Source organism: Legionella sp. 39-23, from assembly GCF_001897665.1.
GTDB classification, from domain to species: Bacteria; Pseudomonadota; Gammaproteobacteria; order Legionellales; family Legionellaceae; genus Legionella; species Legionella steelei.
This window is the reverse complement of sequence record NZ_MKTO01000009.1, coordinates 289,939-308,098: the sequence shown is the minus strand read 5'-3', so window position 1 is coordinate 308,098 and position 18,160 is coordinate 289,939. Positions and strand designations below refer to the sequence as shown.

Below are 18,160 nucleotides of genomic sequence, written 5' to 3'. Positions count from 1 at the left end.
CCCTCTAACGGTTTTTTAATTGTTCAATTAACTGTGGCACAAGTTCAAATAAATCACCAATCAAAGCATAATCAGCGATTTGAAAAATAGGGGCATCTTCATCTTTATTAATTGCTACGATAAACTTGGAATCTTTCATCCCAGCTAAATGCTGTACTGCTCCTGAAATTCCCACAGCAATATATAGCATTGGTGCAACTATTCTTCCGGTTTGACCTACCTGATAATCATTAGGGACAAATCCGGCATCTACAGCAGCACGAGATGCTCCCACTGCCGCACCAAGTACATCGGCTAATTCTTCAATTAACTTAAACTTTTCGGCACTTTGCAATCCTCTTCCACCTGAAACAACAATTTTAGCACTGCCTAAATCAGGCCGTTCAGATTTACTTAGTTCATGTTTAACGAATTGGCTGCTTTTTGCAACACATTCTTTATCGATTTGTTCGATGCAACAACTTGGCTGGCTTGCAATTATAGGATTAAATGCCGTTGAGCGAATACTCAGAACTTTTATTGAATCAAGGACTCGCACGGTTTCTATAGCATTACCCGCATATATTGGATGTTCAAAAGTATCTTTATCAACAATTTTACTGACATCAGAAACTTGAGCCACGTCCAATTGTGCTGCAATACGTGGTGCAATATTTTTACCAAAGGTGCTAGCCGGTACTAATATGGCTTGAAATGAATGAGCAAAAGAAAGAACCAATTCACTTACTTGCTCTGCTAAAGGATGTTCATAACAAGGTTTATCAGCACACCAAACAGCATGTACTCCAGCAAGTGTTGCAGCTTGTTCCGCTACGGCTTTGCATTGATGGCCGACAATAAGTAAGGTTGGATTATCGCTCAACTCCAATGCCGCAGCTAAAGCATTACGAGTAGATGGGTGTAATGTTTGATTATCATGTTCAACGAGTACTAAAGTGCTCATAACGTCCCCTTATCAAAGCACTTTGGCTTCATGCTGTAATTTATCCAATAACTCAGTCACTGATTCAACTCGCACTCCAGCACTACGAACCGCAGGTGCGGTGACTTTTAGTATCTCAACATGTTTTTTAAGTGACAATCCCATGCTCCCTAATTCTAAAACATCTAAAGGTTTCTTTTTTGCTTTCATGATATTGGGAAGACTGGCATATCGTGGTTCATTTAAGCGTAAATCCGTACTCACTACAGCGGGCAAATGCACGCTTATTGTTTCGAGTCCGCCATCAATCTCACGAGTGACATCAAGCTGATCGGCGTGTGCTTCTATTTTGGAAGCATATGTAGCCTGCGACCAGTTTAATAAAGCCGCCAACATTTGTGGCGTTTGATTATTATCCCCATCAATAGCTTGTTTACCCATCAATACTAAATCTGGTTTTTCATCATCAACAATCTTTTTTAATATTTTTGCAATATTCAAGCTTTCCAATGAATCTTGGCTATGAACCAATATTGCTCTATCCACTCCTAAAGCCAAAGCATGCCTTAAAGTTTCCTGTGAGCTATCGGCACCAATACTTACCGCGACCACTTCGGTTGCCCAATTTTTTTCGCGTAAACGTAACGCTTCCTCTACAGCAATCTCATCAAATGGATTCATTGCCATTTTAATATTTTGTGTTTCAACTCCGGAATGGTCCGATTTGACCCTAATTTTGACATAAGGATCGATTACACGCTTCACTGCCACGAGAATTTTCATAATTCCTCACTGGATAATCAAAACAAATGCATCTTGCCAGAGATACTGTGCCAAATTCAAGGGGTTATTTCTATTTAAGCTGAATTTGACACCTATATTGTGGCTAGAATAGCGACTAAAACAAGACCTTTTTGTTTTTATAATTAATTTAAATACAAAGACTTAGGACTTGCTTAATAGAGCAGGCTGCATCGCAAAATCATCGTTTAGCAGACTAATCACTCGTTCGGCACGGTCAACTGCCAAAGCAGTTTTTCCTCCCTCAGTGTAAACAGTAGATTTTTTTTTGACTATTTCTAATGCCTCCTGAGCTTTCGCAATTTTTTGTTCAATCTGCAAGCCATCGTCTTTATCTATAACACGCATCCTAAGTAAAAACGCATCCAATGCACGATGCTTTTCTCCTCCAGCTCTCCAATTTCTAAAAAACTGTTGTTCCAATAATCCAAGATATGATTTGATAGGTGCTGCGATCATATTGAGTTGTGGTGTTTTAAAATGGTCGCTAGTGCTTTGATTTTGACTTGCAAGAATTAATTCGCGACATAGGTTTTCCTCAACCGCAGCACCATCAAATGTAACTTCAGGAGAGTAGCCAATTAATGGAGTTAAAAGAGTAGAGCCTATCTGCAAACTCATCTCATAACAATGTCGAGATGCCCAAAAGGTCATTTCAACAAGACGCACCAATAAAGTTGTAGTCGTCGTAGCTGAAACCATAGTAATTTTTTGCAAAGTACTCCCAAGGGTCTGTAATTCTTTTGACTTGCTACTCTCCATATATTGTCCGCTCTTCAATAAAGCAAAATAAAGTGCGTAAACAGCAAATAATTCCTCAGCAAAAACAAAGGTACCAAAACTGATAAAAACCATTGGTAGAAATGAAATTAAAGCCCGTATCCCCTTAGGCTTTATCTTTCCTACCTCATCAAAATAACCCGACGACTGATCAAGCAAACCTAAAAGGCTTATATAAAAATTACGTTCAGTAAATGTTCTGGAAGTATTTCTTAAGTTTTCCAACCATTTTTTAAGATCCTCTCGGGTTGAAATTTCTTCAAATTTAATGGGTTTAAAATCCTGAGGAGTTGTTAATTTCCCATAACAGAGGCTTAATGTTTTAAAACAAGCCCCATCATTACGATCTTCAGATAAATTTTTTTCGATCCATTTTATCTCCGCTTCAAAGTTTTCTATACGGTCTGGATGAAAGAACAAAGATAAACTTTTATAATTTTTTCGGATTTTTGCTTTTTCTGGACCATCTTGCAGCAACAACTTATTATTTAATTTAATAAAATCAGCATCCAGACGTAAAAGAGCCTCTTTATTCAAATTACTGGTATAACATTTTTTTTCTTCATCATAACTGGCATAGATGCTCACCAGAGTTTTTAATTCAGTCTCTATAGTCATAACCACTCCTTGGTTACTCGGATCGATACTGCGAAAAACTCAGTCAACGTGGAGATCTAAGATCTCTAGTTATCGAACAGTACAATCCATTTTATTAAACCAATTCTTTCGTTTAAGATATTCAGTAAAAAAGCCAACAACCAACAAACTAATATAAAATGCACTCATTACATCACTCAAATAATGAAAGCAGAGTAAGACTCTCGAGGTGACAACCGATAGGGCCATAACCAGTAAAGCATAAAAATATCGAGAAAAAAGTATCCCCAACCCTGCGGCCAAACTAATCACTGTCGTTGTATGCCCCGAAGGTAAAGACCAATAGTTAGAACTTAATTTAAACCAATAAAAACCAAATTCATTGCTTGAAAATAATAAGTCAGGACGAGCACGGCTTAATGTAACTTTCAAAATCGTACAAACCACATTGGCTAAAAACACACAACCTAGCAAATACCATGATCGGGCTTCATATATCGCATTCACTTGAATATAACGAAAATACAATCCTGCAACAAGAAACAAAATGATATACGCAATCCATTTACCAAACGCAGTCAGTATTTCCAAAAAAGGAACCTTGGTTCCAAGAGCCAGGTGATAAAAATAAATCGCCAAAGGCTTGTCTACAAAATAATAGGCTAAAATTACAAAAATTGCATAAACAATAATAACCCAGGGTTTTTTCATAAAATGAAATAACTTATCAAATTGTGTCATCAATTAAATCCTTATTTTTCACATCGGTACCATGGAATGGTAATAACAATCGTATTTGGATCTCGTACGTAATCCTGGTGCATGAATATTGTGAAGTAAATACTCATACCATTTAGGCTCTACCAACTCAGGTATAATAAGCGCAATAAGCCTGTTTTTCTTCCCTTTTCTTACTTGAGCCACAAAATTTAATAATGGTTTGTAAATACGCCGATACGGTGATTTAATAATTTCTAGTTTGGGAATTTTTTTACCTGCTTCTTTAGCTGGTATTTCAATTTTTTCATGCCAAAGCTGTTGCAAACGCTCAACATTTCCATATCCTGCATCGATAAACACAGCAGTAATATCATTCGAAAGCAGCATGCCAAATTGAATTGCTTTTTCTGCAATTAAATCCAAACCATGAATTGGAATAATTACTATAGGATGCTTTAGTGAACAAGGATCTATTTTTATTGGATTTTCTATTTCCTGAGCAATTTTTCTATAATGACGTTTAATACGATGCATTAGAAATGCTAATGTAGGTGCAAGAACAATAATTATCCACGCGCCTTCTACAAATTTTGTCATGATGATAATAATAAGCTCAATCGCGGTGACTGCGGCTCCTACTGCATTGACTATTAATTTATAGCGAAATTGTTGATTTTCCTTACGTAACCAATACTTTACCATGCCAATCTGGGAAAAGAGAAAAGCACTAAAAGCACCAACAGCAAATAATGGGATCAGATTATTGGTAATTCCTTTAAAGACAATCAAAATGAGTGCAGAAAAAATTGCCAAAATAATAATTCCGACAGAAAAAACCAGGCGTCTACCACGCTCAGCAAAAAAATAGGGTAAGTAATTATCTTCAGCAAGGAAGCGACAGACTCTTGGAAAAGCTGAAAAACTGGTTTGTGCTGAGTAGGCAAGAACAATGAAAATACTAGCAATCGAAATATAATAAAAAATACCTTTTCCTGTTGTTGCTTCAACTAATTGCGACAGTATAGTTTGATATCCTGAATGATTCTGATCCATAGCGACGATATGGTAAGCAGGGCAAAGATAACCGATGACTATTAAAAATAGGGCAAGCGTGCCAACAATTATAGTCAACGTCCATTGTGCATTTCGAATGGTTGGTTTGCGAAATAAGGGCACTGCATTACTCACAGCCTCTACCCCTGTCATCGCAGTCAAACCATTGGCAAAAGCGGTTAACAACATCCAAAATGTCAATGTTTCAGCTACTGAGTTCGTTTGCGTTTTTGTTAAGCTATGCACAAGTTGTGGATGTCCACCACTTATCCAGACTTGCCCTAATCCAATAAGCAGAGTAATTAATATGCACACTATAAAAATAATTACTGGAATTACAAAAAGTGTTCCTGACTCACGAATTCCTCGCAAATTAATTAAGGTAAGCATGAGTAAGATCACAAGACATAATGTCAGTGTGTAAGGATGCAACGCCGGGATTGCTGATACTATGGCACCAACACCAGCTGATATACCAACAGTAACATTCAATAAATAATCCAATATTAAGGAAATTGCCGCGCCTAAACCATATTTTTTGCCCAAATTATCACTGGCAACAACGTATGCCCCTCCTCCATTTGGATATGCTGCGGTTGTTTGCATATAAGAAAAATACAAAGACAGTAGAACAACAACAACCAATAAGGATATAGCAAAAAAATGATGTAGTCCGAATACTCCTGCGGGTAAGAGAATAGCAAGTGCAGCCTCTGGTCCATAAGCGGTTGAAGACAGAGCATCCAATCCCAGTGCAGGAACCCCGGTTAATATCGATAACTCTTGTGACTTCCTAGCCCTTAGCGAAAGAGGCTTTCCCAAGATTTTATCTATGATTGACATATCCCTATCACCTCAAGATTTTTAATCCATTGTATCTATTCAATAAATGTTAATAAAGACATCTTTGGAAGCGGTGCTAAAAGATAATAATAGGTTTAATGCCGAATTTGAGTCGACCAACAAGAATGCCCGACGTTTCTAATTCTTAAACTGTAGACGATAGAAATCGGCCGCATTAGTCAATAAGATTTTATTAGCCATATGCTCATCAAATATATCCAAAAGAAAGGTAATGTCTTCTTTTTTAAAAGGCTGCGGCGCGCGCGTTGAAGGAAGATCGGTGCCAAACATCAATGCATCCGGATTAATAGAAGCGATCGTTTTTAAAGTCTTAGCTACATCAAAGTCAACTCGGCTAAATCCTGATGCTTTCACTTTGACTCCTTGTTCAACGAGCTCAAATAATACAGGTAGTCCGTCTTTTGATAGGCCCATATGATCGATACTCAAAGCAGGTACAGCGAGCAAAAGATCGGTTAATTCTGCAAGCTCGGAAGCGTCAACATATAATTCAACATGCCATTTGGCAATCTCATAAACTCGATGTGCCATGTCACTTAAATGTTCGACGGTTTCTGAGCCTCCACGTTTTAAATTAAATCGTATACCGCGAATCCCTTGCTGATTTAACTCAATAATTTGCTCATCATGTACTGTGGCTGGTAATTGCGTCACCCCAACAAAATTAGGACCCAATGTTTGCAAAGCATTGACGAGGTATGTCTGGTCAAACGCTTGAAAAGAACCCGATACCACTGCCCCACCAATAATATGCAACGGTTTTGCAATGTTAAGATAATCAGTAACCGTAAACTCATTAGGCAAATAGGATTGATTGGCAACTAAGGGGAACCGGTAATCGATAATATGCAAATGTGCATCAAATAGGTTAAGCATTTTTGTCCTTTTTTGTATATTTCCCTGCACTGCTTTGTAGCCTGGGTGTGCGACAGCGAAACCCGGGTTTCTTATCATAGACTTTCCCGGTTCGACTCCGCTAGACCCAGGCTACGCAAAACTAACCAAAGCGATTAATAAACATCTTATCTTCAACAGGAGCCTCAATTGGCAATTGCGGTTTCTCTTTTTCAGCAAAAAATCGATGTTTTTTTGAACCGGAGTTCATAGAGGTCAGGGTATCTTCCTGGACTGATTCGATCAAACTTGGGACATCCCTATACCCACCGAGACAGTATCTCTCCCATTGACCATCTAATTCCATTTCAATAAAACAGTGATCTGGGTTAATATCAATAGAGACAGGAACTTCGGGATACAAACGCCCCATTTCTTCTTTAAAAGCAATAGCCCTTAAACGGCAACTTCCAACAGTTAATTTTCTTGCTTCGTCAAGATATTCATTGCCATCATGAACTTTGGCGTTACGTAATAGCCCATGATCTTTGCCAAACTTAAGATACTTCATCAATAAATGATGTATCTCTTCATGCTCACGGTGCGCAGCCACAGTATTAAAAACAGGGTGTGCTCTATATTGTTTCGGCATACGTAACAATAAATTAATAGCGGCTTTCTGTGGCTCTGTTGTTGGTTTAAGTAGGCGAATATAGTGCAAACGATTTTCTTTAGAGTACTTTATTTCAAAGTCATCTTTTTTTAATCCTTTAATGGCAATATCCAGCAAGGTTTCACCAGGATGTACTGAAGGCAATGCTTGCCAATTTGCAGTCAAACTTAATTTCTTTTTTCCTTTCAAAAGGACAAAATTTGATTCCTCTTTCCTTTGCTCAATGAGTTCTTCAGTTAATCCCTCAGGGTGAAACTCATAGTTACAAGCCACTAAATTTTGAGTGGCATTCATTCCTACTAATTCGAAATATTGGAATGGGGACGATGGGTCTTTCTTAATGACCAAGTCGGAATACACTTCATCACGATAATACTTAGTCGATGGTGTAAAAGACAGTGTATCAACGGGTGTAAATATGGGTTTTCTATGTCGTGCTTGAGATACAAAAGCTTTCGTATCAACACCACTTTGGTATGTTTTTTGTTTTATTTCTTTCTGGGTAATAATTTGTTGCTTCAATCTTTGCAACGCTAATCGCGAATTTTCACCATACTCAGAGTTTTCCAGTTCAACGTCAATTATCGCTTGTTTTGTTTGATTTAAGTGATACTCGTCCAATTTGGGCGAGAATATTGGCGCGACTTGGTCAAGATGTGTTGCAAGAGTTTGGTGATCATCAGCTATTTCTTGGCAGATTTTATAATCAAGAAAGTGCACCTTTGTTGTATCCAATTGCTGCAGCTTAGCTTGCGCAAGCACTGTAGCGCGGGTTGCCGGTTTTAATTTAGATGCCAGCAAATCATCAAAATCCTCTCCATTAATCGCATTCTTTAAGGTCTCTTGACTCATTTTGACTAATTGTCCATTTTCCAAGGCGTATAACGCATGGCCGTGAACAAGCAATCCACTCATATGTCTTAACAACTGTTCGCGCTTAGTTGTTGGCCAGTTGGAAAATGACCAGTCAGAAAAAATATAAATTTGACCAGTAGGCGATGACTCCTGCCCTTTAACCACTTCTTTTGGCATCCCTTGTTGCATGGTGATTGATGGCTTAGTTTTTAGCTTTTCAGCTGCCTCACGGATATCCCCATCAAAAATCCCCTGTGTTCGTGCAAATGCTCTTACATTGGTATAAGCAGTTGACGGCAACCATTCGCCCCAAAATCCTGTTTTCCTTTGTAAAGTTGGCAGTAAGGTTGCAATAAGCTCTAAAGCAAAATCAACCTGAACTTCAACAGTATAGTATTGATATTTAGAATGACGAAAAGGAGTAAGTAGTTTTTTCAAGTCAGCAGCTTTTTTTCTATCCGCTTCATTGATCCACCATTTGGATTCTATGCGCTGAATTTCTTTATCTATTGTAGTAAGTAAGGTACTCACCAGTTCTTTGCCTGACGCAGGCAAAATTTGTAATTTAAATGCAGGCAGAAATTGTTCTTGTGCTGCAATCATTGCTTCAAAATCATCGGACTCAGCTGTAGACTCTTCAGGTTGCGGTTTACCTTTTGTTGCTTCCCGCAGACCTGCTTCCAACGTTTTTGGTAAAACATGCCTTCCTCTGTTGACCAGATTAGGATTAACCTGATTTAACACTTGCATCACGTTGCGTGAACAAAAAGTTGCTTCCGAAGGAGTAATGTGTCGTCTGTCTTTTTCATCTTGCTGATTTGACCATTGAAAAAAAGATTTAACCACAGCCCAGAAACTGGTACGAAATTTCCCTTGCGCATACAATCGTTCAGTTACTTTGACTTGCTTAAGATAAGCATCTAAAAATTGCTGTCTTTGTTTGCTATCAGTATGCTTAAACACTAATAAGCTTGAATTCACCACAGGAAGGATTTCTGCTTGCCCCGAAGCACGCCAGAATGCAATCAGCAATTGAATTAATCTTGCTTTATTCGCTCGAGACGCGGTAAGAAATCGTTCAATTAATTCCTCTGGGCCCTCAAGGCCAGTCATCTTAGAGGCCAATTGCTTCATCCATTTAGCACCGCCTGAAAGTGCCTCCCTTATTTGGACTGGGGTGAGCTCTTTAGTACAGTAACTTAAAAGTAATGTTGTTAATTCTTCTACAGTTTTTTCTTGAAGTTTTTCAACAAATCGTGCTGTTGGTACAGACAGCTGTCGTTCGTAATTATGGCAAATGACGCCATATTTATTCTTTCCAGTACAAACAAAGACTGTAATGACTTCTCTATGTCCATGTTTGTTGCCAGCAGTAGTTAGGGATTGAGCGGCCTGTTTTAGGCGTACTATAGGTTTACTGCTATTTGAGACCACAAAGACGATATCGCCTGGATCAATAGCGCAATCCTTCATTACTAACATGACCGCTCTCCCCTAGACTTAATGACTACTTAATTACCAGTGACCATGGTTATTACGGCTACCACCATATGAGGTTACAACTGCAGAGGGACCATGATGATAACCATGATGATGATGATGATGACCATCATCGCCGCAGATTGCGCTGGTTATTACTAACGATGAGAGGGTAGCGAGTAAGTCATCATCTCCTCCTGCTTGTTCTAACCCTTTAGTAATTTCTTCAATTTTACTGGGTTCAAAATCCAGCTCTTTGAGTCGAGATGCGAAATCTCCTGGCTTAGAAAAAGTAAGGACACCGATTTCAGCAGCATGCGATCTTAAAGCTGGCAAATAAGCTTCTTTTTTTGCTTGCGCAGCTGACGCACTTGGTGATGTTTTTTTGATCATTGCATATCTTTTTATAACATCATCAATATACTGAATTGCATCTTGATTGTCTTTCAATTGCCCTTCTTCACTTTTTTTCACTAACCCTGCATATCGAGTTTCAAAACTGTTCAATGTACCTAAGGCCTCTTTAACTTCAGGTGTTATTTTTTTTAATGCTGGCATTTTGTCTCCTAGACTAGTTAAATTTCGAGCAGAATATTATCATGCACAGATCAACCAATCAACTTTCTGATTTCAATTTAATCAAGAACTTAGAAGATGCATTTTGGAGAGTAAAAAAAATAAAAAATAGGTTTAAAAATTAGGTATATAATGAGGCAAATACTTTAATATCCTTTGTACTTGTTATTGAAAGCTACTATTCGATAGAATCAGATATTTATTACAGGTCCTTTTTTAATGATAGAATTTACTTTAATCCAAAAAATATGTATCTGGGCCATTCCCATTTTACTCGCTATCACCTTACATGAAGCGGCCCATGCCTATGTTGCATATCGTTGCGGTGATACTACTGCAAAAATGTTTGGTCGATTAAGCTTAAATCCGATTCGACATATTGATCCAATAGGTACTGTATTTATCCCCTTATTGATTGGTATTTTAACGCAATTTAATTTTGTCATTGGCTATGCAAAACCTGTCCCCATTAATTGGAACCAATTTCGTCACCCGCGACGTGACATGATTTTGGTAACCCTTGCCGGCCCCGTATCAAATATTCTGATGGCCGTTTTATGGGCTGCTTGTGACAAAATCGCTATAATTCTGAATCCAAACACCTCGATGGCCGTACTGTTTCTTTATGCAACAGCCCAAGCAGGTATCTTTATCAATTTGATTTTAGCGGCATTAAATCTCCTTCCTATTCCACCATTAGATGGCAGTCGGGTAGTCATGAGCCTTTTACCTCCTCGTCAGGCTATCGCCTATGCAAAAATAGAGCCTTATGGATTTTTTATCCTCATTCTTTTGGTATTTACTGGAGTTCTTGGCATGATATTAACGCCACTAATTAACCTGGGACTAATCACTCTAAGTGCCATTTTTCAAATATGATGAAGAGGCAATCTATTGATCTGGAGTAAGCAATACAATGAATATTCTTGCTGATGCCTCTCTCCCTGGGCTAGAGGCAGCGTTTCCCAAACCATTTCACGTAACAACATATCATCAGCCTGATGAAATTAACCAATTACTTCTTGGACAAGATGTTCTCCTATGTCGTGCTGCGCTCAAAGTAAATCAATCTTTATTAAAAAATCATTCTTTGCGCTATGTTGCTACCGCAAGCAGCGGAACTGATCATTTGGATCATCTGTGGCTGAATTCTCAAAACATTCAAATAATCGATGCGAAAGGTTCGAACGCACGAGCGGTGGCTGATTATGTCGTTGCATCTCTTGCTGTATTGAAACAGCGAAGTCTTATACATGGACATACTGCCGGTATTGTTGGTTTGGGAAAAGTAGGATCTCAAGTCGCTGTGCGTTTGCAGGCCGCTGGCTTGCAAATTCGTACCTATGACCCGCTCAAAGCAACACGTGAAACGTTTCATAGTTGCAGTTTAGAAGAACTATACCAAGTTGACCTTCTTTGCATCCATGCTGAATTACATAATAAGCAGCCCTACCCTAGTGCTAACTTAATTCATCAAGATTTTTTTAATCGCTTAAAACCAGGTTGTGTCATTATCAATGCCGCGCGTGGGGGTATTGTCAATGAAGAAGCACTTCTTCACACCTCAAAACCACTAATCTATTGTACTGATGTCTACCTCAATGAACCTAACATTGACGCACGCATTATTGATAAGTCCACCATATGCACCCCGCATATTGCAGGCCATAGTCTCGAAGCAAAATACGCTGCGGTTGCGATGGTCAGCGCAGCATTACATCAAATCGCAGGACTCCCCCTTCCACAATTTGCAGCACCAGAATTGCCTAATAGCCTTAACTTGAAAAAAAACGAGTTATGGTACGAATCGGTCTTGAACATTTATGACCCCACTCAAGAAACATTATTCTTAAAGCAAGCTTTAGATAAAAAAACTGCTTTCTTAGATTTACGAAAACAGCATCAAATGCGCCATGATTTTTCTCGATATCCTACGGGATCTATTGTGAACAATGAAACCAAGTTAGTGCTTGGAATGTAAAAAAACAAGGCAATTCTTATCCTAATTATTTACTTTATGTACATGAATAAATCTAAAACCGTCCATTGTAAATTAGGAAATCAAATGATACTCTTTTTCCGATTTTAAAAAAAACAAAGGAGTATGTGTTATGTCTTTAGGAGTAAAATTATCTACTTTTGCAGCAGCATTAGTTCTTGCTGGTTCTGCTTTTGCAATTGATACAGGTTGTCCAGATCTGAGTGCTATTCAAGCAGAAGGGATCACAATGGCGGACCTTATTGGTAATGACTATTATATCAGTTATTCACTCAGTAACTTCGGTACTTCTTCGAACTGGGGCTTTGCTATTGGACCAGTGCAGGCAGATTCAGATGAAGATGCGCTAGATACTTCAAATCAAATTTTAAATAATATGACTACTCCTGGATTTCCTTTGGAGCTCGATAGAGACGTATTAGTGTGTTTATATGACACAGGTAATCCTTATATATATTCTATTGCCGTTAGAGATTATGCAATTAGTCCAATGAAGTTAAAACAATACTTACAAAAGGCCCACAAGTAAAAGCACAAAACTATGTACTTCTTCGGGTTGCATAGACAAATTCAACCCGGATTAATTTGGAATAATTGGATTTAACAAGGAGTGAAAATATGTCTGTAAGAGCAAAATTAACCACTTTAGCAGCTGTTTTAGTTTTTACTGGATCTGCATTTGCAAATGAGGCAGTTTGCCCCAAGCTCAATGACGTTCAGACAGTTGGAATCGAAATGGCATCGCAACTGGGTTATAATTATTATATTGGTTATTCAATCAATAATTACAACACCTCTGCAAGCTGGGGATTTGCTATTGGTCCTATAGAAGCAGAATCGGAAGAAGAGACCCTCGAGATAACAAACGATATTTTGGACCAGTTGACTGCCCAAGGAATTCCTGAACATGGTAGAAACGGGGAGTTAGTGTGTTTCTATGAAACAGGTGATCCCAATCTTTTTGCAGTTGCAATTAAAGACTTTGTTGATATATCACCGATGAGGTTTAAGCAATACATCCACAAACACTAAGAAAATGTAGCTGGGTTTTGTAGGCTGGGCTGCTAAGCCCAGCGTTTATTGAATTAATTCTTAAGCCCAATTAATAGGAAGTGTTGTTAAATGCTGGGCTTAACAGCCCAGCCTACGCATTTCTACAAAGCATCCATCCAACTTATGGTTTATCTTTAATTTTGGATTAATTTTTTCACTACATCCTGATCCGAAAAAGTATGTTTTACCTTACCAATTTGCTGATAAGCCTCATGCCCTTTCCCTGCAATCAAAATGACATCATGTTCATCTGCCTCATTTAAGGCATATGCAATTGCTTCTTCACGATTAAGGAGTTGAATGACATTAGATGGGTTCGAAATTCCATGTGCTATCTCATTGACTATTACCTGTGGATCCTCTGTGCGCGGGTTATCACTGGTAATTACAATGTGATCTGCAAGTTTACTGGCAACACTACCCATCACAGGTCTTTTAGTTTTATCCCTGTCTCCGCCGCAACCAAACACAACCCACAGACGTCCTTTTTTTAATTGATTTAAGGTAGTTAAAGCGTTCTCTAAGGCATCAGGAGTATGTGCATAATCCACAAGTACATAAGGCGCATTAGCGACAATTTCCATCCGCCCTGGGGCTGCTTTTAATTGCGCCATTACTTCGATAATCTGTGCAGGTGAATAATCACAAGCCAATAGGCTACTCCATATAGCTAAGCTATTATAGATATTAAATTCTCCTAGAGCTTTTATTCTTAAATGATGTCGCCCCCAAGGAGAGTGAACTTCAATTTCGGTACCATTAATGTCCATAGACCAACTTACAGCCTTTACATCACAATCTTGATGTATTCCATAAGTTAATTTTCTCACATGTGGCTTAACTACCGCTGCCATTTTTTCTTGATACGCATCATCTTTATTAATTATTGCCCATTGCAATGACTCCCGGGCAAACAACATTGCTTTTGCCATGGCATAATTTTCCATGCTCAGATGATAATCCAAATGATCAAGCGTGAGGTTAGTAAATATAGCTTGGTCAAATTCGACCGCATCTACCCGATGTTGTGCCAAAGCATGTGAAGATACTTCCATACATACTTGTCTTAGCCCTTGATTTTTGTATTGATGCAATAATTTTTGCAAAAATAGCGAATCAGGTGTGGTGTTATCTATAAGCTGCAGTTCATTTACATTGCCTTGGCCAATAGTGCCAATATATGCTGCACCCTGACCCAGTAGATGATGGGCTTGCGCCAATTGATAAGCAATCGTTGTTTTACCGTTAGTTCCCGTTACACCAGTTATAGTTAAAGAACAACCTGGAGCCTCATAAAATTGTTTCGCAATCACCGCGAGTTGTGTCGCTAAATCAGGGACAGGAACACATGGGATTGTCTCAGGTAAGATGCAATCCGACGGAAAATGAGAAGGATCATAGGCAACTGCAACGGCACCTGCAGATACTGCCTTATTTATAAATAATCGGCCATCAGCTGCGGCACCTGCATAAGCAATAAACAAATCACCAGGTTGAACACGACGACTGTCATTTTCCAGGCCGCTAATAGCGCAATCCGATTGTATATGATGCATCCATGGTTTTAATAATTGTGAGAGTTTCATCACTTGATTTCCAATAAGTTCTAAAAGTAGCCAACGCACTTTGTACCATTGTCGCCTGGGTGAGCGTAGCGAAACCTGGAAGTACTGTATTCCCAAACAAGGTTAGGGGTTGCGGTCCAACTAGTTTATTATCCTATGAACAAAATTTATCCCACCAGCTCATCAGTAGGTACATTAAATAATCGTAAGGCTCCTGACATCACTTTAGCAAACAAAGGAGCTGCAACCGCTGCCGCATAATAACTTTTACGAGAAGGCTCATGAATGATGACAATTACAACAAATTTTGGTTTTGAAACTGGTGCAATCCCTATAAAACTTGCAGTATATCTTCTATCTTTGTAGCCATCTTTTCCTGCTATACGCGCTGTTCCTGTTTTTCCTGCCACTCGATAACCAGGCACTCTTGCTGCTTTCCCAGTACCATCTTTACCCAAAACGGCTTCCATCATAGAGAGAACCTGCTGTGCTGTCTCGGGTTTCATTACCTGCACACCTGCAGTAGGTGGGTCATTATGCAATAAAGTGACTGGAATTAATTTACCTTGGTTTGCAAAAACCATATTGGCTTTAGCTAATTGTAACGCGGTAACTGATAAACCATAACCAAAACTCAAAGTAGCTAATACAAAAGGATTTGCATCCTTCACATTAACGATACCCCCTTCACTTTCACCAGGATAAGTACTTTCCGTTCGTTGTCCAAAACCACAACGTTGTAACAAGCCAATTAATTGTTCTGGGGGACTGGCTAAAACCATTTTCGTTACCCCAACGTTACTCGAGTGCTGCAATACACCCGTTACATCCAAGACACCATAATTATGAATATCTCGAACGGTATGGCCGTGGACAATCATCCAGCTTGGATTAGTATCAATAATCGTTGTCGGTGAATATAAACCTGTTTCCAAAGCACTGGCAATACTAAACATCTTAATCACCGAGCCGGGCTCAAACGTATCGGTGACCGCCCTATTCCTATAAGTATCTTTATCGTAACGTCCTCTTGAATTAGGGTTATACGAAGGGACATTAGCCATGGCTAAAATCTCACCGTTTTCCGTATCAACAACAACGACAGAGCCGGATTTTGCACCGAACTCCTCAACTGTTTTGTTTAATTCACTGTAGGCTAAATATTGTAAGCGTCTATCAATACTTAAAGCCATATCACGCCCAGGGCGTGGTTCTTTGATTACCCCTAACTCTTCGATAATTCGTCCTAAACGATCCTTAATTACTCTTTTTTTACCCTCAACACCTTTCAACCAATCTTGATAGGCAAGTTCGATTCCTTCCAAACCTTGATCGTCTACGTTAGTAAATCCAACCAACTGAGAAATACTATCAGAATCAGGATAATAACGTTTGAATTCTTTTTGGAAATTAACTCCTGGAATTTTTAGTGCCTTTATTTTTTTAGTTAAAGGTGGAGGTAATTGCCTTTGTAAATAGAGGAACTCTAATTCTTTATTTTCTGCATCTACTATTTTTCTGCTTAATTGTTTGGGTGTCAAATTCAGGTATTCAGCCAAAGACATAAATTGTTCTTTATCGGGTGAAAATTCTTTAGGATTCACCCAAACAGACTCCACAGGTGTACTAATTGCCAATGGCGTACCATTCCTGTCCATGATCATTCCTCTATGGGCAGGAATAGCTACAGCACGTAAACTCCGTGCATTACCTTGCCCCTGGAGAAATTGTCGATGCAGTACCGTTAAATCAACCATGCGCCAAATCAAAATAAGCAAGAGCAGGGAAAAAAAGGAAGATACGATAATAAGTCTATTTAAATGAGTTGAGTTTTTCATGGATATTATCCATCTGTAGCCAGGGTGGAGACAAAGCCGCACTGTCTTTAATGAAGAAAATTCCTTTCTTCCTCAGGGAAGAAGGTGCCCTTAGGACGAATGAGGTGCTGATTTCCCTCATCCCTACTCTCCCATTACTGGGAGCGGGGAATTCCTTTTAAGGATAGGCGATATATCATAACCCAGGTTTTTATTGCACTAGAATCCCAGGTTACGGCTTTGCCTCCACCTAGGCTACGTTATTCAAACTAAACGGCAATGGTACTCGTTTAAAACAAAAACTTCTACTGCTGTGCTTGCAACCAATAAGTATTTTTAGAGGTTGGTAAAACCATTTGTAATTTTTCGGCAGCCAATTCCTCCACTCGAGCAGGAGTAGCCAGACTTGCTTGTTCGAGAAGTAACTGTCCCCATTGCAACTGTAAATAGTGTGTTAGCTGTTCTTGTTGTTCAACCTTGTTCAAAGTCACTCGGTATGAATTGGTACTGTATACTACTGCCAAAGCACTCACTAATACAGCAACTAATAATATAACCAGCATGTATAATGATTTTGACATGTGCATATCTGCCAGTTGACCATTAAATAAAGTCCCTTGATTGATTACTTTCGCTGCAGCATTCATGCTAATTTCTCCCCTATTCTCAGTACCGCACTTCGAGCCCTGACGTTCTCTTTTACTTCACTTTCTTTCGGCATAATCGCCTTACCTATTCTTTTAAAATTTGTTGTTAATTCTTCATAACGAATGGGCACTTCTGGAGGTGGTTTAGCCCCCTGTTCTTTATCACGCATAAATTGTTTGACTATACGGTCTTCAAGGGAGTGAAAACTAATCACTGCCAGCCTACCTTTGGGCGCCAAGACATTAATGCATTGCTCCAAACAACTCTTTAAATCATTTAACTCTTGATTTATATGAATTCGTATAGCTTGGAACACCCGTGTTGCAGGATGTTTGTGCTTTTCCCATTTTGGATTTGCTTCTTTTACAATTTCCGCCAACTGCAAGGTAGTAGTGATAGGGGTAATGGTTCTCGCAGCAACAATTGCCTTTGCAATACGGCCTGCAAAACGCTCTTCCCCATACACCCTGAACACTGAAGCCATCTCTTCTGCTTCTGCTTCATTAACAAATCGAGCGGCGCTCAGAGGTTGAGACAAATCCATACGCATATCTAATGGACCTTGCTGCATAAAACTAAAACCGCGTTCAGGATTATCCAGCTGCGGCGAGGACACACCTAAGTCCAGTAAAATGCCATCTACTTTTCCCACCACACCGGCTTCGGTTGCAAACTCTTGAATTCGTGAAAATGAGCCTTGGAATATATGAAACCGTTTGTCTTCACCGAAATGTTCTCCGGCATACACAATTGCATCTATGTCTTTATCTATGGCATATAAACGACCTTGATCATTTAAATGGCGTAAAATTTCTCTGCTATGGCCACCTCGACCGAATGTACCATCAAAATAGATTCCACCATTTTTAATGGCCAAACCTTCTATTGATTCATGTAGTAATACTGACTGATGCATTGCCATTT

Annotated in this window: 15 protein-coding genes and 1 pseudogene; 4 read left to right on the top strand and 12 right to left on the bottom strand. The window is 39.0% G+C overall.

Going from position 1 to position 18,160, the window contains the following annotated elements:
* Nucleotides 1-4: 4 nt before the first annotated feature.
* The 8 genes and pseudogenes from BGO44_RS05790 to BGO44_RS05755 all read right to left on the bottom strand — a co-directional run bounded on the left by BGO44_RS05790 (nucleotide 5) and on the right by BGO44_RS05755 (nucleotide 10,136).
* Entirely contained in the window at nucleotides 5-943 is a 939-nt protein-coding gene (locus BGO44_RS05790) for an electron transfer flavoprotein subunit alpha/FixB family protein (protein WP_058509624.1), read from the bottom strand.
* Nucleotides 944-955: 12 nt separating this feature from the next.
* Nucleotides 956-1,705, bottom strand: coding sequence for an electron transfer flavoprotein subunit beta/FixA family protein (locus BGO44_RS05785; RefSeq protein ID WP_058509623.1), 750 nt, complete (start codon nucleotides 1,703-1,705; stop codon nucleotides 956-958).
* 162 nt (nucleotides 1,706-1,867) lie between these two features.
* The gene (locus BGO44_RS05780) at nucleotides 1,868-3,121 is read right to left on the bottom strand and encodes a hypothetical protein (protein ID WP_058509622.1); all 1,254 of its coding nucleotides are present in this window, start codon (nucleotides 3,119-3,121) and stop codon (nucleotides 1,868-1,870) included.
* A gap of 69 nt (nucleotides 3,122-3,190) precedes the next feature.
* Complete coding sequence (locus BGO44_RS05775) at nucleotides 3,191-3,841, bottom strand: phosphatase PAP2 family protein (RefSeq protein WP_058509621.1); 651 nt, start codon at nucleotides 3,839-3,841, stop codon at nucleotides 3,191-3,193.
* An 11-nt stretch (nucleotides 3,842-3,852) separates the two neighbouring features.
* A pseudogene (locus tag BGO44_RS05770) lies at nucleotides 3,853-5,716 on the bottom strand (APC family permease).
* A 138-nt stretch (nucleotides 5,717-5,854) separates the two neighbouring features.
* Nucleotides 5,855-6,613, bottom strand: coding sequence for an amidohydrolase family protein (locus tag BGO44_RS05765; RefSeq protein ID WP_058509627.1), 759 nt, complete (start codon nucleotides 6,611-6,613; stop codon nucleotides 5,855-5,857).
* 121 nt (nucleotides 6,614-6,734) lie between these two features.
* Nucleotides 6,735-9,581 (bottom strand): hypothetical protein, encoded by a 2,847-nt coding sequence (locus BGO44_RS05760; RefSeq protein ID WP_273198609.1) that lies wholly within the window; start codon nucleotides 9,579-9,581, stop codon nucleotides 6,735-6,737.
* Nucleotides 9,582-9,614: 33 nt separating this feature from the next.
* On the bottom strand, nucleotides 9,615-10,136 hold the full coding sequence (locus BGO44_RS05755) for a hypothetical protein (RefSeq protein ID WP_068310877.1): 522 nt from the start codon (nucleotides 10,134-10,136) through the stop codon (nucleotides 9,615-9,617).
* 237 nt (nucleotides 10,137-10,373) lie between these two features.
* Between BGO44_RS05755 and BGO44_RS05750 the strand changes: the two genes are divergently transcribed.
* The 4 genes from BGO44_RS05750 (at nucleotide 10,374) to BGO44_RS05735 (ending at nucleotide 13,185) form a co-directional block, all read left to right on the top strand.
* A complete protein-coding gene (locus BGO44_RS05750) occupies nucleotides 10,374-11,033 on the top strand; it encodes a site-2 protease family protein (RefSeq protein WP_058509619.1) in 660 nt (219 codons plus the stop codon).
* Between the two features lie 37 nt (nucleotides 11,034-11,070).
* Nucleotides 11,071-12,135 (top strand): 4-phosphoerythronate dehydrogenase, encoded by a 1,065-nt coding sequence (locus BGO44_RS05745; protein WP_273198610.1) that lies wholly within the window; start codon nucleotides 11,071-11,073, stop codon nucleotides 12,133-12,135.
* Between the two features lie 130 nt (nucleotides 12,136-12,265).
* Nucleotides 12,266-12,682, top strand: coding sequence for a DUF4949 domain-containing protein (locus BGO44_RS05740; RefSeq protein WP_273198611.1), 417 nt, complete (start codon nucleotides 12,266-12,268; stop codon nucleotides 12,680-12,682).
* 89 nt (nucleotides 12,683-12,771) lie between these two features.
* Entirely contained in the window at nucleotides 12,772-13,185 is a 414-nt protein-coding gene (locus tag BGO44_RS05735) for a DUF4949 domain-containing protein (protein WP_058509616.1), read from the top strand.
* Nucleotides 13,186-13,340: 155 nt separating this feature from the next.
* Here the strand turns inward: BGO44_RS05735 and BGO44_RS05730 are convergent, their stop codons facing one another.
* The 4 genes from BGO44_RS05730 to rsmH all read right to left on the bottom strand — a co-directional run bounded on the left by BGO44_RS05730 (nucleotide 13,341) and on the right by rsmH (nucleotide 18,158).
* Nucleotides 13,341-14,792 (bottom strand): UDP-N-acetylmuramoyl-L-alanyl-D-glutamate--2,6-diaminopimelate ligase, encoded by a 1,452-nt coding sequence (locus BGO44_RS05730; protein ID WP_273198614.1) that lies wholly within the window; start codon nucleotides 14,790-14,792, stop codon nucleotides 13,341-13,343.
* Between the two features lie 146 nt (nucleotides 14,793-14,938).
* Nucleotides 14,939-16,609: a peptidoglycan D,D-transpeptidase FtsI family protein gene (locus BGO44_RS05725; RefSeq protein WP_273198616.1), complete on the bottom strand. Its 1,671-nt coding sequence runs from the start codon at nucleotides 16,607-16,609 to the stop codon at nucleotides 14,939-14,941.
* A gap of 284 nt (nucleotides 16,610-16,893) precedes the next feature.
* A complete protein-coding gene (gene ftsL / locus BGO44_RS05720; RefSeq protein WP_058509613.1) occupies nucleotides 16,894-17,235 on the bottom strand; it encodes a cell division protein FtsL in 342 nt (113 codons plus the stop codon).
* Nucleotides 17,232-18,158, bottom strand: a complete 927-nt coding sequence (gene rsmH, locus BGO44_RS05715) for a 16S rRNA (cytosine(1402)-N(4))-methyltransferase RsmH (RefSeq protein WP_058509612.1) — start codon at nucleotides 18,156-18,158, stop codon at nucleotides 17,232-17,234. Before rsmH ends, ftsL begins: the two co-directional genes overlap by 4 nt.
* Between the last annotated feature and the right edge of the window lie 2 nt (nucleotides 18,159-18,160).

Bases quoted from the DNA above. Each gene is read 5' to 3' on its own strand.
- BGO44_RS05790 (WP_058509624.1), bottom strand. From the start codon at position 943: ATGAGCACTTTAGTACTCGTTGAACATGATAATCAAACATTACACCCA.
- BGO44_RS05785 (WP_058509623.1), bottom strand. From the start codon at position 1,705: ATGAAAATTCTCGTGGCAGTGAAGCGTGTAATCGATCCTTATGTCAAA.
- BGO44_RS05780 (WP_058509622.1), bottom strand. From the start codon at position 3,121: ATGACTATAGAGACTGAATTAAAAACTCTGGTGAGCATCTATGCCAGT.
- BGO44_RS05775 (WP_058509621.1), bottom strand. From the start codon at position 3,841: ATGACACAATTTGATAAGTTATTTCATTTTATGAAAAAACCCTGGGTT.
- BGO44_RS05765 (WP_058509627.1), bottom strand. From the start codon at position 6,613: ATGCTTAACCTATTTGATGCACATTTGCATATTATCGATTACCGGTTC.
- BGO44_RS05760 (WP_273198609.1), bottom strand. From the start codon at position 9,581: ATGTTAGTAATGAAGGATTGCGCTATTGATCCAGGCGATATCGTCTTT.
- BGO44_RS05755 (WP_068310877.1), bottom strand. From the start codon at position 10,136: ATGCCAGCATTAAAAAAAATAACACCTGAAGTTAAAGAGGCCTTAGGT.
- BGO44_RS05750 (WP_058509619.1), top strand. From the start codon at position 10,374: ATGATAGAATTTACTTTAATCCAAAAAATATGTATCTGGGCCATTCCC.
- BGO44_RS05745 (WP_273198610.1), top strand. From the start codon at position 11,071: ATGAATATTCTTGCTGATGCCTCTCTCCCTGGGCTAGAGGCAGCGTTT.
- BGO44_RS05740 (WP_273198611.1), top strand. From the start codon at position 12,266: ATGTCTTTAGGAGTAAAATTATCTACTTTTGCAGCAGCATTAGTTCTT.
- BGO44_RS05735 (WP_058509616.1), top strand. From the start codon at position 12,772: ATGTCTGTAAGAGCAAAATTAACCACTTTAGCAGCTGTTTTAGTTTTT.
- BGO44_RS05730 (WP_273198614.1), bottom strand. From the start codon at position 14,792: ATGAAACTCTCACAATTATTAAAACCATGGATGCATCATATACAATCG.
- BGO44_RS05725 (WP_273198616.1), bottom strand. From the start codon at position 16,609: ATGAAAAACTCAACTCATTTAAATAGACTTATTATCGTATCTTCCTTT.
- ftsL (WP_058509613.1), bottom strand. From the start codon at position 17,235: ATGAATGCTGCAGCGAAAGTAATCAATCAAGGGACTTTATTTAATGGT.
- rsmH (WP_058509612.1), bottom strand. From the start codon at position 18,158: ATGGCAATGCATCAGTCAGTATTACTACATGAATCAATAGAAGGTTTG.